The sequence below is a fragment of the Pseudomonadota bacterium genome (genome assembly GCA_041395565.1).
GTDB lineage: Bacteria > Pseudomonadota > Gammaproteobacteria > UBA9214 > UBA9214 > UBA9214.
This window is the reverse complement of the sequence record JAWLAI010000004.1, coordinates 345,733-362,641: the sequence shown is the minus strand read 5'-3', so window position 1 is coordinate 362,641 and position 16,909 is coordinate 345,733. Positions and strand designations below refer to the sequence as shown.

Annotated in this window: 15 protein-coding genes; 8 read left to right on the top strand and 7 right to left on the bottom strand. The window is 67.6% G+C overall.

The genetic code is table 11. From position 1 onward, the window contains the following. Nucleotides 1–18 precede the first annotated feature (18 nt). From ligA to smc, 3 genes are all read right to left on the bottom strand, one after another. A complete protein-coding gene (gene ligA, locus R3F42_07640) occupies nucleotides 19–2,025 on the bottom strand; it encodes an NAD-dependent DNA ligase LigA (protein MEZ5541900.1) in 2,007 nt (668 codons plus the stop codon). Beyond that, nucleotides 2,022–2,777, bottom strand: coding sequence for a cell division protein ZipA (gene zipA, locus R3F42_07635; GenBank protein ID MEZ5541899.1), 756 nt, complete (start codon nucleotides 2,775–2,777; stop codon nucleotides 2,022–2,024). The genes ligA and zipA overlap by 4 nt, the downstream gene beginning before the upstream one ends. A gap of 94 nt (nucleotides 2,778–2,871) precedes the next feature. Beyond that, nucleotides 2,872–6,384: a chromosome segregation protein SMC gene (smc, locus tag R3F42_07630; GenBank protein ID MEZ5541898.1), complete on the bottom strand. Its 3,513-nt coding sequence runs from the start codon at nucleotides 6,382–6,384 to the stop codon at nucleotides 2,872–2,874. 96 nt (nucleotides 6,385–6,480) lie between these two features. Between smc and queF the strand changes: the two genes are divergently transcribed. Together queF and R3F42_07620 are read left to right on the top strand one after the other, a co-directional pair. Further along, nucleotides 6,481–6,870: a preQ(1) synthase gene (gene queF / locus R3F42_07625; GenBank protein MEZ5541897.1), complete on the top strand. Its 390-nt coding sequence runs from the start codon at nucleotides 6,481–6,483 to the stop codon at nucleotides 6,868–6,870. 31 nt (nucleotides 6,871–6,901) lie between these two features. Further along, the gene (locus R3F42_07620; GenBank protein ID MEZ5541896.1) at nucleotides 6,902–8,173 is read left to right on the top strand and encodes an FGGY-family carbohydrate kinase; all 1,272 of its coding nucleotides are present in this window, start codon (nucleotides 6,902–6,904) and stop codon (nucleotides 8,171–8,173) included. Between the two features lie 87 nt (nucleotides 8,174–8,260). Here R3F42_07620 and R3F42_07615 read toward each other — a convergent pair whose 3' ends face one another. Further along, on the bottom strand, nucleotides 8,261–9,079 hold the full coding sequence (locus R3F42_07615) for a hypothetical protein (protein MEZ5541895.1): 819 nt from the start codon (nucleotides 9,077–9,079) through the stop codon (nucleotides 8,261–8,263). A gap of 28 nt (nucleotides 9,080–9,107) precedes the next feature. Beyond that, nucleotides 9,108–10,208, bottom strand: coding sequence for a hypothetical protein (locus R3F42_07610; GenBank protein MEZ5541894.1), 1,101 nt, complete (start codon nucleotides 10,206–10,208; stop codon nucleotides 9,108–9,110). Between the two features lie 292 nt (nucleotides 10,209–10,500). Between R3F42_07610 and R3F42_07605 the strand changes: the two genes are divergently transcribed. Next, nucleotides 10,501–11,565, top strand: a complete 1,065-nt coding sequence (locus tag R3F42_07605; protein MEZ5541893.1) for a YjgN family protein — start codon at nucleotides 10,501–10,503, stop codon at nucleotides 11,563–11,565. Further along, on the top strand, nucleotides 11,565–12,995 hold the full coding sequence (locus tag R3F42_07600) for a M48 family metallopeptidase (GenBank protein ID MEZ5541892.1): 1,431 nt from the start codon (nucleotides 11,565–11,567) through the stop codon (nucleotides 12,993–12,995). The genes R3F42_07605 and R3F42_07600 overlap by 1 nt, the downstream gene beginning before the upstream one ends. Nucleotides 12,996–13,109: 114 nt before the next feature. On the opposite strand, the gene R3F42_07595 is transcribed toward R3F42_07600, so the two are convergent. Beyond that, a complete protein-coding gene (locus R3F42_07595) occupies nucleotides 13,110–13,322 on the bottom strand; it encodes a hypothetical protein (GenBank protein MEZ5541891.1) in 213 nt (70 codons plus the stop codon). Here R3F42_07595 and R3F42_07590 point away from each other — a divergent pair. From R3F42_07590 to R3F42_07575, 4 genes are all read left to right on the top strand, one after another. Continuing rightward, nucleotides 13,321–13,485, top strand: a complete 165-nt coding sequence (locus R3F42_07590; GenBank protein ID MEZ5541890.1) for a hypothetical protein — start codon at nucleotides 13,321–13,323, stop codon at nucleotides 13,483–13,485. The two genes, R3F42_07595 and R3F42_07590, sit on opposite strands and share 2 nt — an antisense overlap. Nucleotides 13,486–14,234: 749 nt before the next feature. After that, nucleotides 14,235–14,993, top strand: coding sequence for a hypothetical protein (locus tag R3F42_07585; protein ID MEZ5541889.1), 759 nt, complete (start codon nucleotides 14,235–14,237; stop codon nucleotides 14,991–14,993). 435 nt (nucleotides 14,994–15,428) lie between these two features. Further along, entirely contained in the window at nucleotides 15,429–15,755 is a 327-nt protein-coding gene (locus R3F42_07580; GenBank protein ID MEZ5541888.1) for a hypothetical protein, read from the top strand. Continuing rightward, nucleotides 15,752–16,120 (top strand): hypothetical protein, encoded by a 369-nt coding sequence (locus R3F42_07575; GenBank protein ID MEZ5541887.1) that lies wholly within the window; start codon nucleotides 15,752–15,754, stop codon nucleotides 16,118–16,120. Before R3F42_07580 ends, R3F42_07575 begins: the two co-directional genes overlap by 4 nt. An 85-nt stretch (nucleotides 16,121–16,205) precedes the next feature. Here the strand turns inward: R3F42_07575 and pgl are convergent, their stop codons facing one another. Then, nucleotides 16,206–16,892: a 6-phosphogluconolactonase gene (pgl, locus tag R3F42_07570; protein MEZ5541886.1), complete on the bottom strand. Its 687-nt coding sequence runs from the start codon at nucleotides 16,890–16,892 to the stop codon at nucleotides 16,206–16,208. Between the last annotated feature and the right edge of the window lie 17 nt (nucleotides 16,893–16,909).

Here is a 16,909-nt window from a genome sequence, read left to right as displayed (position 1 = left end):
GGTCTCGGCGATTTTCCCTCACTCTCCCAGCAACCGCAGACACTCCGCCTCACCCAGGATCGCGACGCCGAGTTCCACCGCCTTGGCGTACTTCGAACCGGGATCCTCACCGGCCACGACATAGTCGGTCTTCTTCGATACGCTGCCGCTGACCTTGGCGCCGGCGGCCTGCAGCTTCGCCTTCATCTCGTCGCGCGGCAGGGACAGCGTGCCGGTGAGCACGAAGGTCTTGCCGGCCAGCGGCGTGTGTTGCGGTTTCTGCACGGCCGGCCAGCGGATGCCGGCCGCGATGAGCTTGTCGATCACGTCGCGGTTGTGCCGCTCCGCGAAGAAATCATTGATGCGCTGTGCCACCACCGGGCCGATGTCGTGGATCGCCTGCAGGGTGTCGAGGTCGGCTTGCATCAGCGGCTCGAGGCCGCCGAACTCGCGCGCCAGGATCTGTGCCGTGCTCTCGCCCACCTCGCGGATGCCGAGCGCGTAGATGAAGCGTTCCAGTGTCGTCTTTCTGCTCTTGTCCAGTGCCGCGATCAGCTTGGCCGCCGATTTCTCGGCCATGCGCTCCAGACCGGCGAGCTGTTCCACGGTGAGGCTGTACACGTCGCTGACATCGTGCACCAGTTCCCTTTCAACCAGCTGTTCCACCAGCTTGTCGCCCAGGCCCTCGATGTCCATCGCCCGGCGCGAGGCGAAGTGCCGGATCGCCTCACGGCGCTGCGCCGCGCAGAACAGGCCGCCTGTGCAGCGCGACACGGCCTCGCCCGCCACGCGCTCCACGTGCGAGCCGCACACCGGGCAGCGTTCCGGCAGGTGGAAGCGGCGCGCGCCCTTCCTGCGCAGTTCGGGGTTGACCTTCACCACTTCGGGGATGACGTCGCCGGCGCGGCGCACGATCACGGTATCGCCGACCCGCACGTCCTTGCGGTCGATCTCGTCCTGGTTGTGCAAGGTGGCATTGGTCACGGTCACGCCGCCGACGAACACCGGCTCCAGCCGCGCCACCGGCGTGAGCGCCCCGGTACGTCCAACCTGCACATCGATGCCGAGCACCACCGTCTCGCGCTCCTGGGCCGGGAACTTGCGCGCGATCGCCCAGCGCGGCGCACGCGACACGAAACCCAGCACGTCCTGCTGGTCGAGCCGGTCCACCTTGAACACCACGCCGTCGATCTCGAACGGCAGCCTGTCGCGGCGCTGCTCGTAGCGGTGGTAATAGGCCTCGCAGCCCCTGAGCCCCTGGACCTGCTGGATGTCGTCGTACACGCGCAGGTGCCAGCCGCGCAGCTGGTCGAGGATGTCGGTGTGCCGGCCGGCCAGTTTGCCGCCCTCCACCCTGCCGACGCCGTAGCAGTACATCTCCAGCGGGCGCCGCGCGGTGATGGCGGGGTCGAGCTGGCGCAGGCTGCCGGCGGCGGCGTTGCGCGGGTTGACGAAGGTTTTCTGGCCCTGCGCGGCCTGCTGTTCGTTGAGCGCCGCGAAACCCTTTAGCGGCAGGTACACCTCGCCACGCACCTCGATAAGCGACGGAATGCCGTGGCCTGCGAGCTTCAGCGGCACCGTGGCGATGGTACGCACGTTCTGGGTGACGTCCTCGCCGGTGGTGCCGTCGCCGCGCGTGGCCGCGCGCACCAGGATGCCGTCGCGGTAGAGCAGGCTCACCGCCAGCCCGTCGAGCTTGGGTTCGGCGGCATACTCGACGGTGTCGGACTCCAGCGCCTCGCGCACGCGCCGGTCGAAATCCGCCAGCTCCTGGTCGGAGAAGGCATTGTCCAGCGACAGCATGCGCTGCTCGTGGCGCACCTCGCCGAAGGCCTTGAGCGGCGGCGCGCCAACGCGCTGGCTGGGGGAATCGGGGGTCAGCAGCCCGGGGTATTGCGCTTCGAGATCCTGCAGCTCGCGCAGCAGCGTGTCGTAGCGCGCATCGGAGATGGTCGGTGCGTCGAGGACGTAGTAGCGGTAGTTGTGCTCGTGCAGCTGCTCGCGCAGCGCCTGCGCGCGCTGACGCGCCGCAGGCGGTACCTTCATGACGCGGTTTTGGCCATCCGCTGTTGCAACTGGCAGCTGATCACGGCCTCGCGCATGTGGCCGATGGTCTGCTTGGTCAGGACGCTGCGCGTGGCGTCGCAGACCGTGCCGTCCAGGCTGTCCGCCAGGCTGCGCGCCGCCTCCACCATCGCCTCGAACGCCCACACGGCATCGATACCGGGATGCACCTGCATGAACAGGGCCAGTCCCTGGGTGGTGAAATGCTCCATCGCGGCCGGGTCGAAGGTGCCGGGCTCGCGGATGTTGGCCGCCGAGAACAGGGTCTTTTCCTTGCCGTCGACCACTTCGATGCGGTGGTAGATCTGCATGTCGCCATGCTCGAGCTTGGCGTGGGCCAACGCCCCCAGCAGCATCGGACCGCGGAACGGCACCCTGGGCGGCGCCAGCACGAACAATGAGAACACGTGGTCGGGGCTCACCTCCGGCCGCGGTTCGCGTGCCGGCTGCGCGGGTCTGGCGGGACGCGCCGCCGAGACGCTCACCGCCTCCGCCGCCGGGGCCGGTTCAGCCGCGGAAAACAGCGGATCCATCGCGTCGAGTCCGGAATCGAGCGGCTCCCCGGCGTCGAATCCGTCCAGTTCCGTCACGGCCGTGCGGCGCTGCGCCGCGGGCTTCGGGCGCGCGCGCCGCGGCAGCGTCACGCGCAAGGTCTTGAACCTTGCAAAGAGGTAGATGCCGAGGACGATGACGACACCGATCGCTAACAGTATCCAGCGTAAATTTTCCATCATGCCACCTGCCGACCAGATATATAGGGGTCAGCGCCTTTCTTACCTGAACTCCGTGCTGCGTGCAATCACCGCAGGCAATGATACCGCACTGTTGCTACACTGCCGCCAGCTGCACGGCCTCGTCGATATCGACCGCGACCAGGCGCGACACACCGGGTTCGTGCATCGTGACGCCGGTCAGCTGCTGGGCCATCTCCATGGTGACCTTGTTGTGCGTGATGAAGATGAACTGCACCTGCTCCGACATCTGGCGCACCATGTCGCAGTAACGCCCGACATTGGCATCGTCGAGCGGCGCATCAACCTCGTCGAGCATGCAGAACGGCGACGGGTTGAGGCGGAAGATCGCGAACACCAGGGCGATGGCGGTGAGCGCCTTCTCGCCACCGGAAAGCAGATGGATGGTGCTGTTACGCTTGCCGGGCGGGCGCGCCATCACGGTCACGCCGGTATCGAGCAGATCCTCGCCGGTGAGCTCCAGATAGGCATGACCGCCGCCGAACAGGGTCGGGAAGTTCTCCTGCATGCCCTGGTTGACGGAATCGAAGGTCTCCTTGAAGCGGGCACGCGTCTCGCGGTCGATCTTGCCGATGGCGTTTTCCAGCGTCTGCAATGCCTCGGTGAGGTCGACGTGCTGCGCATCCAGGTAGACCTTGCGCTTGGATTCTTCCTCGTATTCCTCGATGGCGGCCAGGTTGATCGGCCCCAGCCGCTGGATGCGCTGCTCCAGCTTCTCGGCACGGTCCGCCCAGAGCTCGACCGTGGCCTCGGCATCCATGTGCTCCAGCAACAGCTGGTACTCGAAGCCGGCGGCCGTGATCTGCTCCAGCAGGGTGTCGGCTCGCACCTTGATCTCCTGCCAGGCCATGCGGTCGGCGGCCAGCCGTTCGCGCTGTTCACCGACGCTGCGCTCCTTGCGGATGCGCTCCTGATCCAGTTCGCGCGTATTGTGTTCGATCTCCTCCACCTGGCGGCGCGCGGTCGTCAGCTCGCCTTCCGCAGCGGCGCGCCGCGTCAGCAGTCCCTCCAGTTCCCCCTCCAGTTCGACGATCGGCGTGTCGCCCTGGCCAAGCACCGCAGCCAGCTCGTCGCGGCGCGCGATCAGCTGTCTGCTCTGCTCGCGCATGCGCAGCAGTGCCTGGTCGGTAGAGGCCTGGGCAGTGCGCACCGACTCGGCCCGGATGGCAAGCTCGTGCGCGGCCTGCTGGTCCGCGCGGGCGCGCTCACGCGCGGCGTCCAGCACCCCACCCAGCCGCTGCTGCGTCTGCAGGCGCTCCTCCCGTTCCCGGGTGAGTGTCTCGGTCGCGGCCAGCGCTTCCTCGAGTCGTGCGTGCGCCGCAGCCTGTTCCTCCTCTTCCTTCTCCTTCTCGACGCGCAGCGCTGCCGTTTCCATCATTACGTGGTCACGCCGATGCTGCTGCTGTTCCAGGCGCGAGCGGCCGGCGGCAAGGCTGGCGCGCAGATCGCTGGCCGCGCGGTGTGCGCCGTTGTATTCGCCCTGCAGCCCCTCGCGCTCCGCTTCCGCAGTGCGCAAATCCTCGCGCGCACGGTCCAGCGACTGGCGCAGCTGCTCGATACGCGCCGCTTGCTCCCGGCTGCGCCCTGTGAGCGCCTCGATTTCGCGTTCACGCTCCAGGACGCCGGCCTTGGCGTCGCTGTCGCGGGCCACGCGCAGCCAGTCGCGGCCGACCCAGATGCCCTCGCGCGTGATGACCGACTCGTGCGCGGCCAGCCGGCCGCGCAGCGTCAGCGCCGCATCCAGCGACTCGGCGGCATAGATACCGTCGAGCAGGCCGTCCAGCGCCCATGGCGCGCTGATCTTGTCGGTGAGCAGCGTGCCCTTGCTGCGGTCGACCGTGTCCGCAGCCTGGCCGCCGGTCTCGAACAGCGCCACGCTGCCATGCTGCAGGCCACCCAGGATACGCGCGGCGTCCTGCAGACCGTCGACGCAGATGGCTTCCAGATAGAAGCCCAACGCCGTCTCGATGGCATGCTCCCAGCCGGCCTCGGCCTTGATCGACTGCGCCAGGCGCGGCGCGGACTGCAGGCCGTTGGCGCGGAGCCAGCCGCTGATTTCCTCGGAACGCTCGCCGAGCGCGGCGCGCTGCAACGTCTCCAGCGAGGCCAGCTGGCCGCGGGTGGCATGCTGCTCGCTCTGCAGCGCGTCGACCTCCTGCTCCTGCCGGTAGAGTGTCTCGCGCAGGTCGCTGATATGGCGGGCCGCGTTTTCCAGCCGGACCTGGATGCCGGAGACAACGGTCTCGCGCGCCTCCAGCTGTTCCGCTGTCTGCCGGATCTCTTCCATCAGCGCCTGGCTGCCCAGCGTCTGCTGCTCCTCCCCCATGCGCTGCAGGCGGGTGTCGAGCTGCTGCACGTGGCGTTCGAGGTGATCGAGCCGGGTGCGCTCGACCTGGGCCGATTGCGCGCGTTCCGCGGCGCGGCGGTTGAACTCATCCCACTCGGTCTGCCAGGCGCGCATGGCCTGCTCCGCCGCCGCCAGCTCGGCCGCCGACTGTTCCACGCGTGCACGGGCCGCGGCCAGATCGGGCTCGATGCCGGCGATGCTCTGGGCCAGTTCCTCCAGGCGCGTGCTGTCGAGGCGGATATGCGTCTCGACCTCGCCCAGGGTCTGCTCGATGCGTGCCAGTTCCTGCTGCTGTTGCTGGCGCGACTCGCGGCTGTGCTGGATCGCCTGCTCGATGCGCGCGACGTCGGCGCCGAGTTTGTAGTAGTGACCCTGCACCTCGTTGAAGGCATCGTTGGCATCGGCCAGGGCATCGCGCAGCCTTTCCAGTTCCGCCTCGATGCCACGCTGCGCGGCAACGTCGGCCTCCAGCGTCAGCTCGCGTTCCTGGATCAGGCGTGAGCGCTCGCTGCTCTGGTCATGCAGGGCGTGGTAGCGCAGCGCGAGCAGTTCGGCCTTGACCTGGCGCTCCTCCTCCTTCAGCTCCTTGTAGCGTTCCGCCGCGCGTGACTGACGCTTGAGTTTCTCCAGCTGTTTCTCGATTTCCTCCAGCAGGTCATTGAGGCGGTCGAGGTTTTCGCGCGTATGGCGGATGCGGTTCTCGGTCTCGCGCCGGCGTTCCTTGTATTTGGAGATACCGGCAGCCTCCTCCAGGAAGGCGCGCAGGTCGTCCGGCTTGGCCTCGATCAGACGCGAGATCGTGCCCTGCTCGATAATGGAATAACTGCGCGGGCCCAGGCCGGTACCGAGGAAGATGTCGGTGATGTCGCGACGGCGGCAGCGCGTGTTGTTGAGGAAGTAGTTCGAGGTCCCGTCGCGCGAAACCTGGCGGCGGATGGAGATCTCGTTGAAACCGGCGTACTGGCCGCCGATGGTGCCGTCGCTGTTGTCGAAGGACAGCTCGATGCTGGCATGGCCGACCGGCTTACGACCGTTGGAGCCGTTGAAGATGACATCGGTCATCGAGTCGCCGCGCAGGTTCTTGGCGGAGGACTCGCCCATCACCCAGCGCACGGCGTCGATGACGTTGGACTTGCCGCAGCCGTTGGGGCCGATGATGCCGACCAGGTTGCTGGGCAGGTGGATGGTGGTCGGATCGACGAAGGACTTGAACCCGGCCAGCTTGATCTTGGTCAGTCGCATGGACGGCTAGAGTACTTATAGGCGGCCCCGCGCACAAGTATTAGTTGCCTGCCCGGGGTCTTGCACCCATCATCTTGTGTCTTGTATCGTCGTGCCATGTCGACCCAGCCCAGCAAGGAACTCGAGACCTTTCCCAATCCGCAGCCGGAGCGGGATTATCTCATACGCATCCGGGTGCCCGAATTCACCTGCCTGTGCCCGAAGACCGGCCAGCCGGACTTCGCCACGCTGCACCTGGAATATATTCCCGACGCCCGGTGTGTCGAGCTCAAGTCACTGAAATTGTATGTCTGGTCGTTCCGGGACACGGGTGCCTTCCACGAGGCGGTGACCAACCGCATCCTGTCCGACCTGGTCGCGGCGGTGCAGCCCCGTTTCCTGCGTCTGCGTGCCGAGTTCAATGTGCGCGGCGGCATCTACACCGACATCGTCGTCGAGCACCGCGCGCCGGGCTGGCAACCGCCCGCACCGGTCATGCTGCCCTGAGCGGGGCCATGGCCCGCGCCGGCCCGCGTCCGTGGCCCTGTTCCTCGGCATAGACTTCGGCACCTCCGGCTGTCGCGGCTGCGTCATCGACAGCACCGGGACCGTCCTGGCGGAAGCCCGCGTCAGCCTGCCCGTCCCCCGCCGGGTTGGCGCCGCGGTCGAACAGGACCCGGCGCTGTGGTGGCAGGCGCTGGACGACACCCTCGGCCGGCTCCGGGCACGGATCCCGCTGCAGGCGGTCACCGCCCTGTGCCTGGACGGCACGTCCGCCACCGTACTGGGCATCGACGGCGACGGGTCGCCGGTGACGCCGGCATTGATGTACAACGACACCCGCGCCGGCGCTGCGGCGGCGCGCATCCGTGCCCGCACACCCGCCGCGCACGGCGCACATGGCGCCAGCGCCAGCCTCGCCAAGGCCCTCTGGCTGCTGGAACACGCGCCAGACGGCACGATCCGGCGTTTCCTGCACCAGGCCGACTGGCTGCTGGGACGACTCTGCGGACGCTTCGATACCTGCGACGAGAACAACGCACTCAAACTCGGTTATGACAGTCGCGCGCGCCGCTGGCCCGACTGGCTGGACGCACTCGGCATGCCGCGCACCTTGCTGCCACGGGTGGTGCCGGCCGGCACACCGCTCGGGAACCTGCAGCCGCAGTGGTGCCGACGCTGGGGACTGCCGGCCGCCACCGTCGTGATCAGCGGCACCACCGACAGCACCGCCAGCTTCATCGCCACCGGTGCCGGTCCCGGCGAGGCGGTCACCGCGCTCGGCAGCACCCTGGTCGTGAAGATCCTTGCCGAGCAGCCGGTGTTCGCGCCGCAATACGGCATCTACAGCCACCGGCTCGGCGAACACTGGCTGGCCGGCGGCGCCTCCAACACCGGCGGCGCCGTGCTGGCGCAGTTTTTCAGCCGCGATGAGATGGAACGGCACAGCCGCGCCCTGCGCCCGGATCAGCCGACCGGCCTCGACTACTATCCCCTACCCGCAGCGGGCGAGCGTTTCCCGCTGTGCGACCCGCAGCTGGCACCACGCCTGGAGCCGCGCCCGGCGGACGACGCCGTGTTCTTCCAGGCCATTCTGGAAGGCATCGCGGCCATCGAGGCCGCCGGTTATCGCCGGCTGGCCGAACTCGGCGCCCCCTTCCCCGCACGCGTGCTCACCACCGGCGGCGGTGCGGTAAACACGGGCTGGACCCGCATCAGGGCACGCCTGCTCGGCGTGCCGGTCTCGGCCGCCGCGCACCAGGAGGCCGCCTACGGTGCGGCGCTGCTGGCGTTGCGTGCGGTGGCGTGAACGGACGCAGCCCCGGCAGCAATGCGTGTGCATACGGGATGCGCACCGCAGCGCACGACCCGGCAGCCGGTGCAATCCTGGTGGTACTTAGAACACCCGCCAGCGCACCCCGGCGCTGATACCGAGGTTGCGGGTCTCGCTGTCCGGCTCGTAGACCGTGCCCGCCGGCACGCCATTGCGGGTGAGTACGGCAGCGGCGCTGCGCCCGAGCTGCCAGTACTCGAACCAGGGCGACACGAACAGCGCCATCCCGGCGCCGAGTTCATGCGTATGGGTGAACCGACGCGCACCGCCGGCCGTGCCGAGATCGAGCGTCGTGTCATCGTAGCCGGCCTTGAAGCGGACTGTGATGGACGGATCCACGGTATGCGTGAGCTGCAGATCGGCCTGCAGCTGCGCGCCCGCCCCGAGTGCATGCGCCGCGCGCAGGCCGAGGATGCCGTAGCCCCAGCGGTAGGTCTCGTCGAGCCCGAACGCCACCGGGGTCGAGTGGATATCGCGCTGCCACTGGCGATAGCCCAGCCCCGCATACAGGCCGGCGGACCAGGCGTCTCCGGCCGCGAACAGGCAACCGGCGATGCCGTCCCAGTCGGCGATGAGCGTGTCCGTGCGGGTCGCCACGCGCGTGGCGCGATAGTCGACACGGCCCGCCGTCAGGTCCAGCGTGGTTTCGGCGAACAGCGCCGCGTGCGCCAGGCGCAGACCGACGCCGAGCCCGGGCAGCGCCCCCGCCTCGCGGTCGAGACTGGCGCCGGCCGGATCGAATTCCTCGTAGTCGAAGCCGGTCACGGCGGCGCCGAGCCAGGCATCCAGCTGGCGCGCGGCCGGCGCGGGACTGCCGGACACTGGCACGAACAGCAGCCAGCCCGCCAGCAGCGGACCGACCCGCGGGCGGGCGCGACGCATGTTCCGTACGGTGTCGGCGACCGGCGTTTTACAGCGCGTCGAGCGCCGCCCAGGTGGTCATGATGCCGGTGACCTCGAACACGTCGTCACCGTCAGCGTCGACCTGCAGCTCCACGTCGACGCCGTTCGACTGGGCGATCACCTTCAGCTGCGACAGGCCGCCGAACAGGCTGCTGACCAGCAGCGTACCGGAGACGGGATCGCCGTTGCCGACGAAGTCGTTGCCGATGAACGCCGCCGAGCCCGGCTGGGTGGTGGTGAAGGTGATGGTGCCGTCGATGTCGCGGCTCTCCAGGGTGCCGTCCAGGTCGATGGTGTAGTCACCGGTATTGTCGTTGCCCTGCAGGTCGAAGGCGTAGGTGGTCAGCTTCTGATCCCGGTAGGCGGTTTCGGTCGGATACTGGCTGTTGTAGGCGGTGTCCAGCGCGGCGCCGGAGATAACCGCGTTGACGTTGCCCGCGCCGTCGTCGGCCAGCCGCAGCTGCATGTCACCGCTGGCGTACGAATACAGGGTGCCGTCCAGGGCGCGCAGCCCGTTGAAGGTGGTGCCCAACGTGATGTCGAAGGGCGGCAGACCGTCGAAGGTGGTGCTCCCCGCGATCGTGGCCACGACGATGGCGAGCGCACCGTCCAGCACGACGCCGGTTTCGTTGCACAGGAAGAAGGTGACGCTCAGGGTATCGCCGACGGTCAGCACCGCGAACGCGGGATCGGCGAGATTGGCGAAGACCGAGGCCGAACCGCCGCTGGTACAGGACACGTTGTCACTCACCGCGGCACCGACGATCCCGGCGCTGGGGCTGGCCTGTAGCGCGCCGACCCGGGCGAGCTGATCGGTCACCACCCCCGCCAGGCTGAAATGACCGCTGCGGGTATTGACGGCAACGCCGGTGATCAGCGGCGGCGTCGAGGCGGCACCATCCGAACTGCCGCTCGCGGCGTTGATGCCGTGCAGGGCGGCAGCGGCCACGTCCGGTGCATTGGTCTGGGTGATACTCACGCCGGTCGTGACGGTCGAACCCAGCCCGGTGCTGCCGGTCAGCGCAGCGGTTCCACCACCGCCACCGCCGCAGGCCGTGAGCAGCAGCAGGGTAACCAGGGTTGCCGAAAGGGGCTGGATAAATTTCATTATGAGCGTCTCCGGTACGGACAGGTAAGCGCTGCGGTGCAGAACCGTAGCGTAAAGGACTCACCCTATCCCGGGAACGCCGCCACTGCAAGCCTCCACCCTGGCAACGGTGACATGAGGCACAGAACCAGCCACAGGGATCCCGGCGCTCAGGCGCATGCGGTTTTACGCCAGGGATAGTACATTCGTATTAGTACGGCTTTCATGAGCCCCCGCGGCGGGCATTACTGGCGCACGCCCCTGCCTGGCGGCACAATGTGCGTCACGACCGCCACAGCGACAGGGGTAGGACATGGCATCAGTGCCGGCGACACCCGCCACCCGGCGCCTGGCCTTCTCCGGCCGGGGCTCCGAGTATTTCCGGATCTGGATCGTCAATATCGCGCTCAGCCTGCTGACCCTGGGGGTGTATTCCGCCTGGGCCAAGGTGCGGCGCCTGCGCTACTTCTACCTGAACACGACCCTGGACGAACACAGCTTTGATTTCCACGGCGATCCGCGGGCGATCCTCAAGGGCCGGATCATCGCGGTAGCGCTGCTCGTCGCCTATCAGCTGGCCGGGGCCGTCTCCCCCGCCATGGCGCTGGGCGCGATGACGCTGCTGGCCCTGCTCTTCCCCTGGCTGATCGTGCGCTCGCTGCGCTTCAAGCTGCACAACAGCAGCCACCGCGGCCTGCGCTTCTCGTTCCGCGGCGCTACCCGCCAGGGCTATATCAGTTTCCTGCTGTATCCGCTGCTGGCGCTGCTGAGCGCCTCCCTGCTGGTGCCGCTCGCGCACCAGCGCATCAAGCGCTACCAGCATAACCGCAGCTGGTACGCGGACACGCCGTTCGCCTTCACGGCCGGCAGCGGTCCCTTCTTCGTCCTGTACCTGAAACTGCTGGGCCTGGCGCTGCTCGTGATCGCGTTGGTCGCCGGCGGCGCGGCGGTGCTGTTCCCCGTCGAATTCGCCAATCCCGATACGATGAGCGAAGCAGCCGCGCAGCGCATGTTCAGCTTCGTCGGGGCGGTCGTTCTTGGCACCTACCTGATGTTGTATCTGCTGCTCGGGCCCTGGCTCAGCGCGCGTGCGCAGAACCTGGTGTGGAACCACACCACGCTCGGCCCGCACGCCTTCGCCAGCGACGTGCGCGTGCGCGGGCTGTTCTGGATCTTTCTGACCAACTTCGTCGGCGTGGTGGCGACGCTGGGTCTGTTCAAGCCGTATGCCGACGTGCGCCTGGCACGCTACCGCCTGCAGCATATCGCCCTGCTGCCGGCAGCGCCGCTGGACGCGTTCACGGCGGACCGGCAGCAGGGCACGACGGCGACCGGTGCAGAGACCGCGGACCTGTTCGATTTCGACATCTCCTTCTGATGGAAGCGGTCCCGGCAACCTATTTCGACGGTATCTCGGCCCGGCCGCAGCCGGCCAGCCTCTACCTGCGCGGCGCATGGCTCATCGTGGACGGCGCGACGGTGGCCCGCGAGGAGCCGCTCGCCGCCCTCGACATCTCCGAGCCCCTGGGCGCGGCACCGCGCGTGGTGCGTTTCGCCGACGGCGCACACTGCGAGGTGCACGCGCCTGCGGCATTCGCGGCCCTGTTGCGCGAGGCCGGCATCGGCGACGGTTTCGTGGTGCGCCTGCAGGCACGCTGGCACTGGGCATTGGCGGCGGTGGTGCTGACGCTCGCCAGCGCATTCGCCGGCTATCACTGGGGACTGCCGGCCGCCGCGGACTGGATCGCCGCGCGTCTGCCGGCGCGCCTGCTGGCCGGCATGGGTGAATCGACCCTGGCCGTGTTCGACGAACACGTGTTCAGGCCGAGCGCCCTGCCCGCCGCGCGCCAGGCGGCACTCGCTGCCGCCTTCGACCGGCTGGCACCGGCGCACGGCGCCGCCCCCGCGCACCGCATCGTGTTCCGCGACGGCGGCGCGATCGGCGCCAATGCCTTCGCCCTGCCCGACGGCACCATCGTAGTGACCGACCAGCTGGTGGACAGCGCCGGGGACGACAGCGAGATATTCGGGGTGCTTGCGCACGAACTCGGCCATCTCGACCGCCGCCACGGCCTGCGCATGCTGATCCAGGGCTCCATGGTCGGCGTCCTGGTCGGCTGGTACCTGGGCGACGTGAGCAGCGTCGCCGCCGGCGTGCCCGCCGCCCTGCTGCAGGCGCGCTACTCGCGCGAGTTCGAGCGCGAGGCCGACACCTACGCAGGCGCAATGCTGGAACGCAACGGCATCCCGCCCGCCGTCCTGGCACGGATTCTGGGCCGCATGCAGACCCGGGCCGAGTGTACCCACGGCAGCGCGTCCGACCCGTTTCGCGGCTATCTGCGCAGTCACCCGGCCACGCAGGAGCGGATCGCACGACTGGGCGGTGAACGCCCGGCGTGGCCGGTGTTCGGCACGCAAGGCACGGCACCACCGCTCGGCGATACGGAGATCACGCAGCTGCTGGTCGGCAGCTGGGCGGTCTCCCCGCAGGACCCGACGTTTGCCGAACCCGGCGCGATCTCCACCTACCGGGCGGACGGCAGTCTGGAGTTCACGGCATACACCGACAACACCTGCACCGCGGCGGAGTTCCACAGCACGGCGCAATGGCTGGTGCGCGACGGGCTCCTGGTGATCCACGTCATTACGAGCGAACAGCCCGACAGCATCCAGCCGGGCGCTACGATCGTGGATCGTGTGGTCAGCATCGATGCGCAACAGGCGGTCCTGGAAAGCAAGTGCGGCACCCTGCAGTACCGGGTCAGGCGCGCGACCTGCGTACCACCCGGTGGCGGGCCTGCGCAATAGAACCTGTCCCGTCATCCCCCGCGACCGCGACCATGGCGGGATCGTCAAACCGGTTCCGGACCCGTGGCCGAGGCGTGTGGCTGCCTGACGCGCGCACGCTATACTGTCCCCATGTCACCGGAAACGCCTGCCGCAACGCCCCGCATACGACTCGCCCGCAGCCTGCAGGCCTGGGACACGGCCGGCTTCGCGACAGTGCTGCAACAGGAGCTGGAGCAGCTCGACCCGGCCCTGCTGCCGCTGCAGCAGGGACTGCGCGGCAGCAGCTATGCCATCGAACGCGCCCCGCAGGTCATTGCTCATCAGCGCATCCGACCGTGCGGGCATGATCCACGCCCGCGCCGGCCTGTTCTACACCGGTATCATCGCCGGCTGCAGCTGCGCCGACGATCCGACCCCGGTAGAGGAACAGGCCGAGTACTGCGTGGTGGATATCACGATCGACCGACTCACCGGCGCCGCCACGATCAGGCTGGCGGCGGCGGAGTGAAACCCATCGTCCGGGTGCGCACTCCCTGTGAACGAGGCGTCCACCGAGACGCCCCAGGTCCAGCGCCATGACTGCGCCGGCGGCCATCCCCGGACAGCTGCGGGCAGCCTGCACGCCGTCGAACCTTCACGCCCTGCCGATGTCTGTGCGTTGTGGACAAGGCGAGCCTGCCAGGCGATCGCTGCAGACAGGCGAGCACCGATCGCGGACGCTGCCGCACCCCCTTGCCCTGCATGATTCGCGCATTGGCATTGGATATTGCATTCAATACGTTGGCCGTGCTTCATGGTCAGCCAGTTGCCCTTGCGGAAACACGAGGCGTACGCATCGAGGCGGTCAGGTGCCCGACATACGCGCGCTGACTCGCGAGCATCATATGCTTTGTATGATTGAGGCTTGCATGTATGAGTGACAGTCAGACTGTTGACTACCGTCATTCCCGCGCACGCGGGAATCCAGATGTGCACTATATGCTCCGGATTCCGACTCGCGCTCGCCAAGCTCGCATGGCCGGAATGACGGCAAATATCGTCAACCATTGCTGTCATTCTCGATAGAACATGGGCAAAAGCCAACGACGAATTCGGCAGACGACGCTACTTCCTGCCCATATTTTTTACCTGTTCATAACCAATAGGCGCGAACTCACTAAAACCGTTCTTGCCATGCCTAGCTAACCCTTCATGGCGATGCGACTCCGCCGCACGTTTGAGGTGAAGCGTTAGCCACTCCTCGGGAAACCACACACCATGCTTGCAACCACTCAAGAGACATTGACAAAAGTTCCGGCGATCACACTCGGCTTCTGGATCGTCAAGATCCTGGCCACCACGCTCGGAGAAACCGGGGGCGACGCGGTCTCCATGTCGATGAACCTGGGCTACCTGGTGGGCACCGCGATTTTCATGGCGGTGTTCATAGGCGCCATCGTCCTCCAGATCCAGGCCAGGCGGTTTCATCCCTTCCTGTACTGGGCGACCATCATCGCCTCGACCACGGTCGGGACCACGCTGGCGGACTATGCGACGCGCTCGCTGGGAATCGGCTATACCGGCGGCTCGACCCTGCTGCTCGCGCTGCTGCTTGCCTCCCTCCTGATCTGGTACCAGACGTTAGGAAGAATAGACGTGGCCTCTATCTACACACCCAAGGCGGAGCTCTTCTACTGGCTGACCATCATGTTTTCCCAGACGCTCGGTACGGCGCTGGGTGACTGGACAGCCGACACCGCCGGCCTGGGCTATGTCGGGGCGGCCGCCATATTCAGCGGTCTGCTGCTGGTCATCGTGGCACTGTATTTCTTCACGGGCATGTCACGGACGGTCCTGTTCTGGTCGGCGTTCGTGCTCACCCGCCCGTTGGGCGCCGTGGTTGGCGACTTCCTGGACAAACCCGTTGCGAATGGGGGGCTGGAGTTGAGTCGCTATGCCGCGACCGGGGCGCTGCTGACAGCCATCGTCGTGCTGATCATGGTCCTGCCGCAACGTTCTGCGGAACGCGCGCATTGAAGCGGCGTCCGGTAATATTGAGAATTACATAAATGGTTGACGATATTTGCCGTCATTCCGGCCATGCGAGCTTGGCGAGCGCGAGCCGGAATCCGGAGCATATAGTGCACATCTGGATTCCCGCCTGCGCGGGAAAGACGATAGTAAACAGTTTGACTGTCACTCATACATGCAAGCCTCAATAATACGAGCCGCTGCCGTGCTCGCCGCGCCGGACAGCGCCCGATGCTTTTCGGACAGCCGAACCGGCAAGCACGACCCCGACGGCGCACGCGGTGCGCGGATACCCGCCGTGATATCCATGAGTTGCCGTATCCCTTACACCCTGACCGCGGCCCGACCCTGGCATCGCTGCATGCACCCGTTCGCGCCTCGTAAGGATCCGGTCCGGTCCGACGCGCTGACGTGCGCGGGCGGCTGCGGCCGAACGGCATCATGGGCGTCACTGCGCAGATCCTGAACGATGCACTGCAGGCCTATGTGCATACCTACCCCAGTCGGGAGCGCCTGCTGGCGCACATTGCTGACGCAGGATTGACCGGGCACGGCGACGAGATCGCCGCGCAGCTCGATGCGGTGCTCAAGACGGCCGAGGATCATCTCTACGGTTATCCCGGCGGGGTACCGTGGGATGCGGCGTTCGAGCGCGACTACCCTGCCCTGCTCCTCAGACAGCACCCGTGGCTGGATCCGGAGTCGCTTGGCCGCATACGCGGATTCTCCGGCTGGCTCTGCTGGCACGAAGGCTTGAATGCGAAATGACGACCTCTGACCGTAGTGCCGCAGCCCGTAGCGCCGCAGCGCACCAGCGCACTGTCGGCGCTGTGCGCACCGTCCTGATCACCTACGGTGTGACGGCCTTCGGCTACCTGTTCACGCGTGCCATGCCGACCGCCGCAGCACCGGCCCTAGGCGGCCTGATATCGGCGCGAGGCCTCGTGCTGCTCGGGCTCGGGCTGCAGCTGGCCCTGCTCATTGCCGGCGTCCTGCTCCGGCGCCGGTTATCCGATCGGACGACCGCCGCACAGCGACTGGGCATCCTCGAACTCGCCGGCGACGGCCTCACGGTCCTGGTATTCGCGCTCGGCACCTACGGCGCCATCCTGAATGCGGCGACAGACATCTGAGCCGGGCATGTGCGCGGACGCGGTCCGCCCCGGCGGTGATTCAGATAGCTGCATCCGTCCGATCACACGCACGGCGCTCTTCAACTCACGCCTCGATCCCGGCGGCGGCCGCGTCCAGGTACACGTCCACGCCCTGACGGCCGCATACCTGCGCCACGGGCAGGTCCTCGCCGCGGCGCCAGCGCTCGACGGCCGCATGCTTGCCCTGTCCAGTCACCAGCACCAGCACGTGTGCGGCAGCGTTCAGCGCCGCCAGTCCCAGGCTGACGCGATCGGACGGCGGCTTGGGCGCTGCATGCACCGCGACCACCAGCGCGTCCGCCGCGTGCACCTGTCCCGGAAACAGGCTCGCGGTGTGACCGTCCTCGCCCATGCCGAGCAGCACCAGGTCGAACGGCAGTGCATCCTGTACTGTTTCGCGGTATGCCCGAGCCGCGGCCTCCGCACCCAGCTCCGCCGGGATGGGATGGATGTTGTGCGCCGGTACGCGCTGCAGATCCAGCCAGGCGCGCGCCGCCATCATGCTGTTGCGTTCCGGGTCCTGCGCCGGCAGGCAGCGCTCGTCACCGAAGTACACCTGCCAGTGCGACCACTCGGCATCGGCCGGCGCCAGGCGCCGGTAGATGGCCGCGGGGGTACGCCCGCCGGCGAGCACGATACGAAAGCTGCCATGGGCGTCGATCGCCGCCGCCGCCAGCGCCAGGATGCGCTGCGCCACCACCTCTTCCAGCTGCGCGGCATCGGCCAGCACGTGCCAGTTGGTCGTGGCCATGGCCGGCTGCCGGCGCT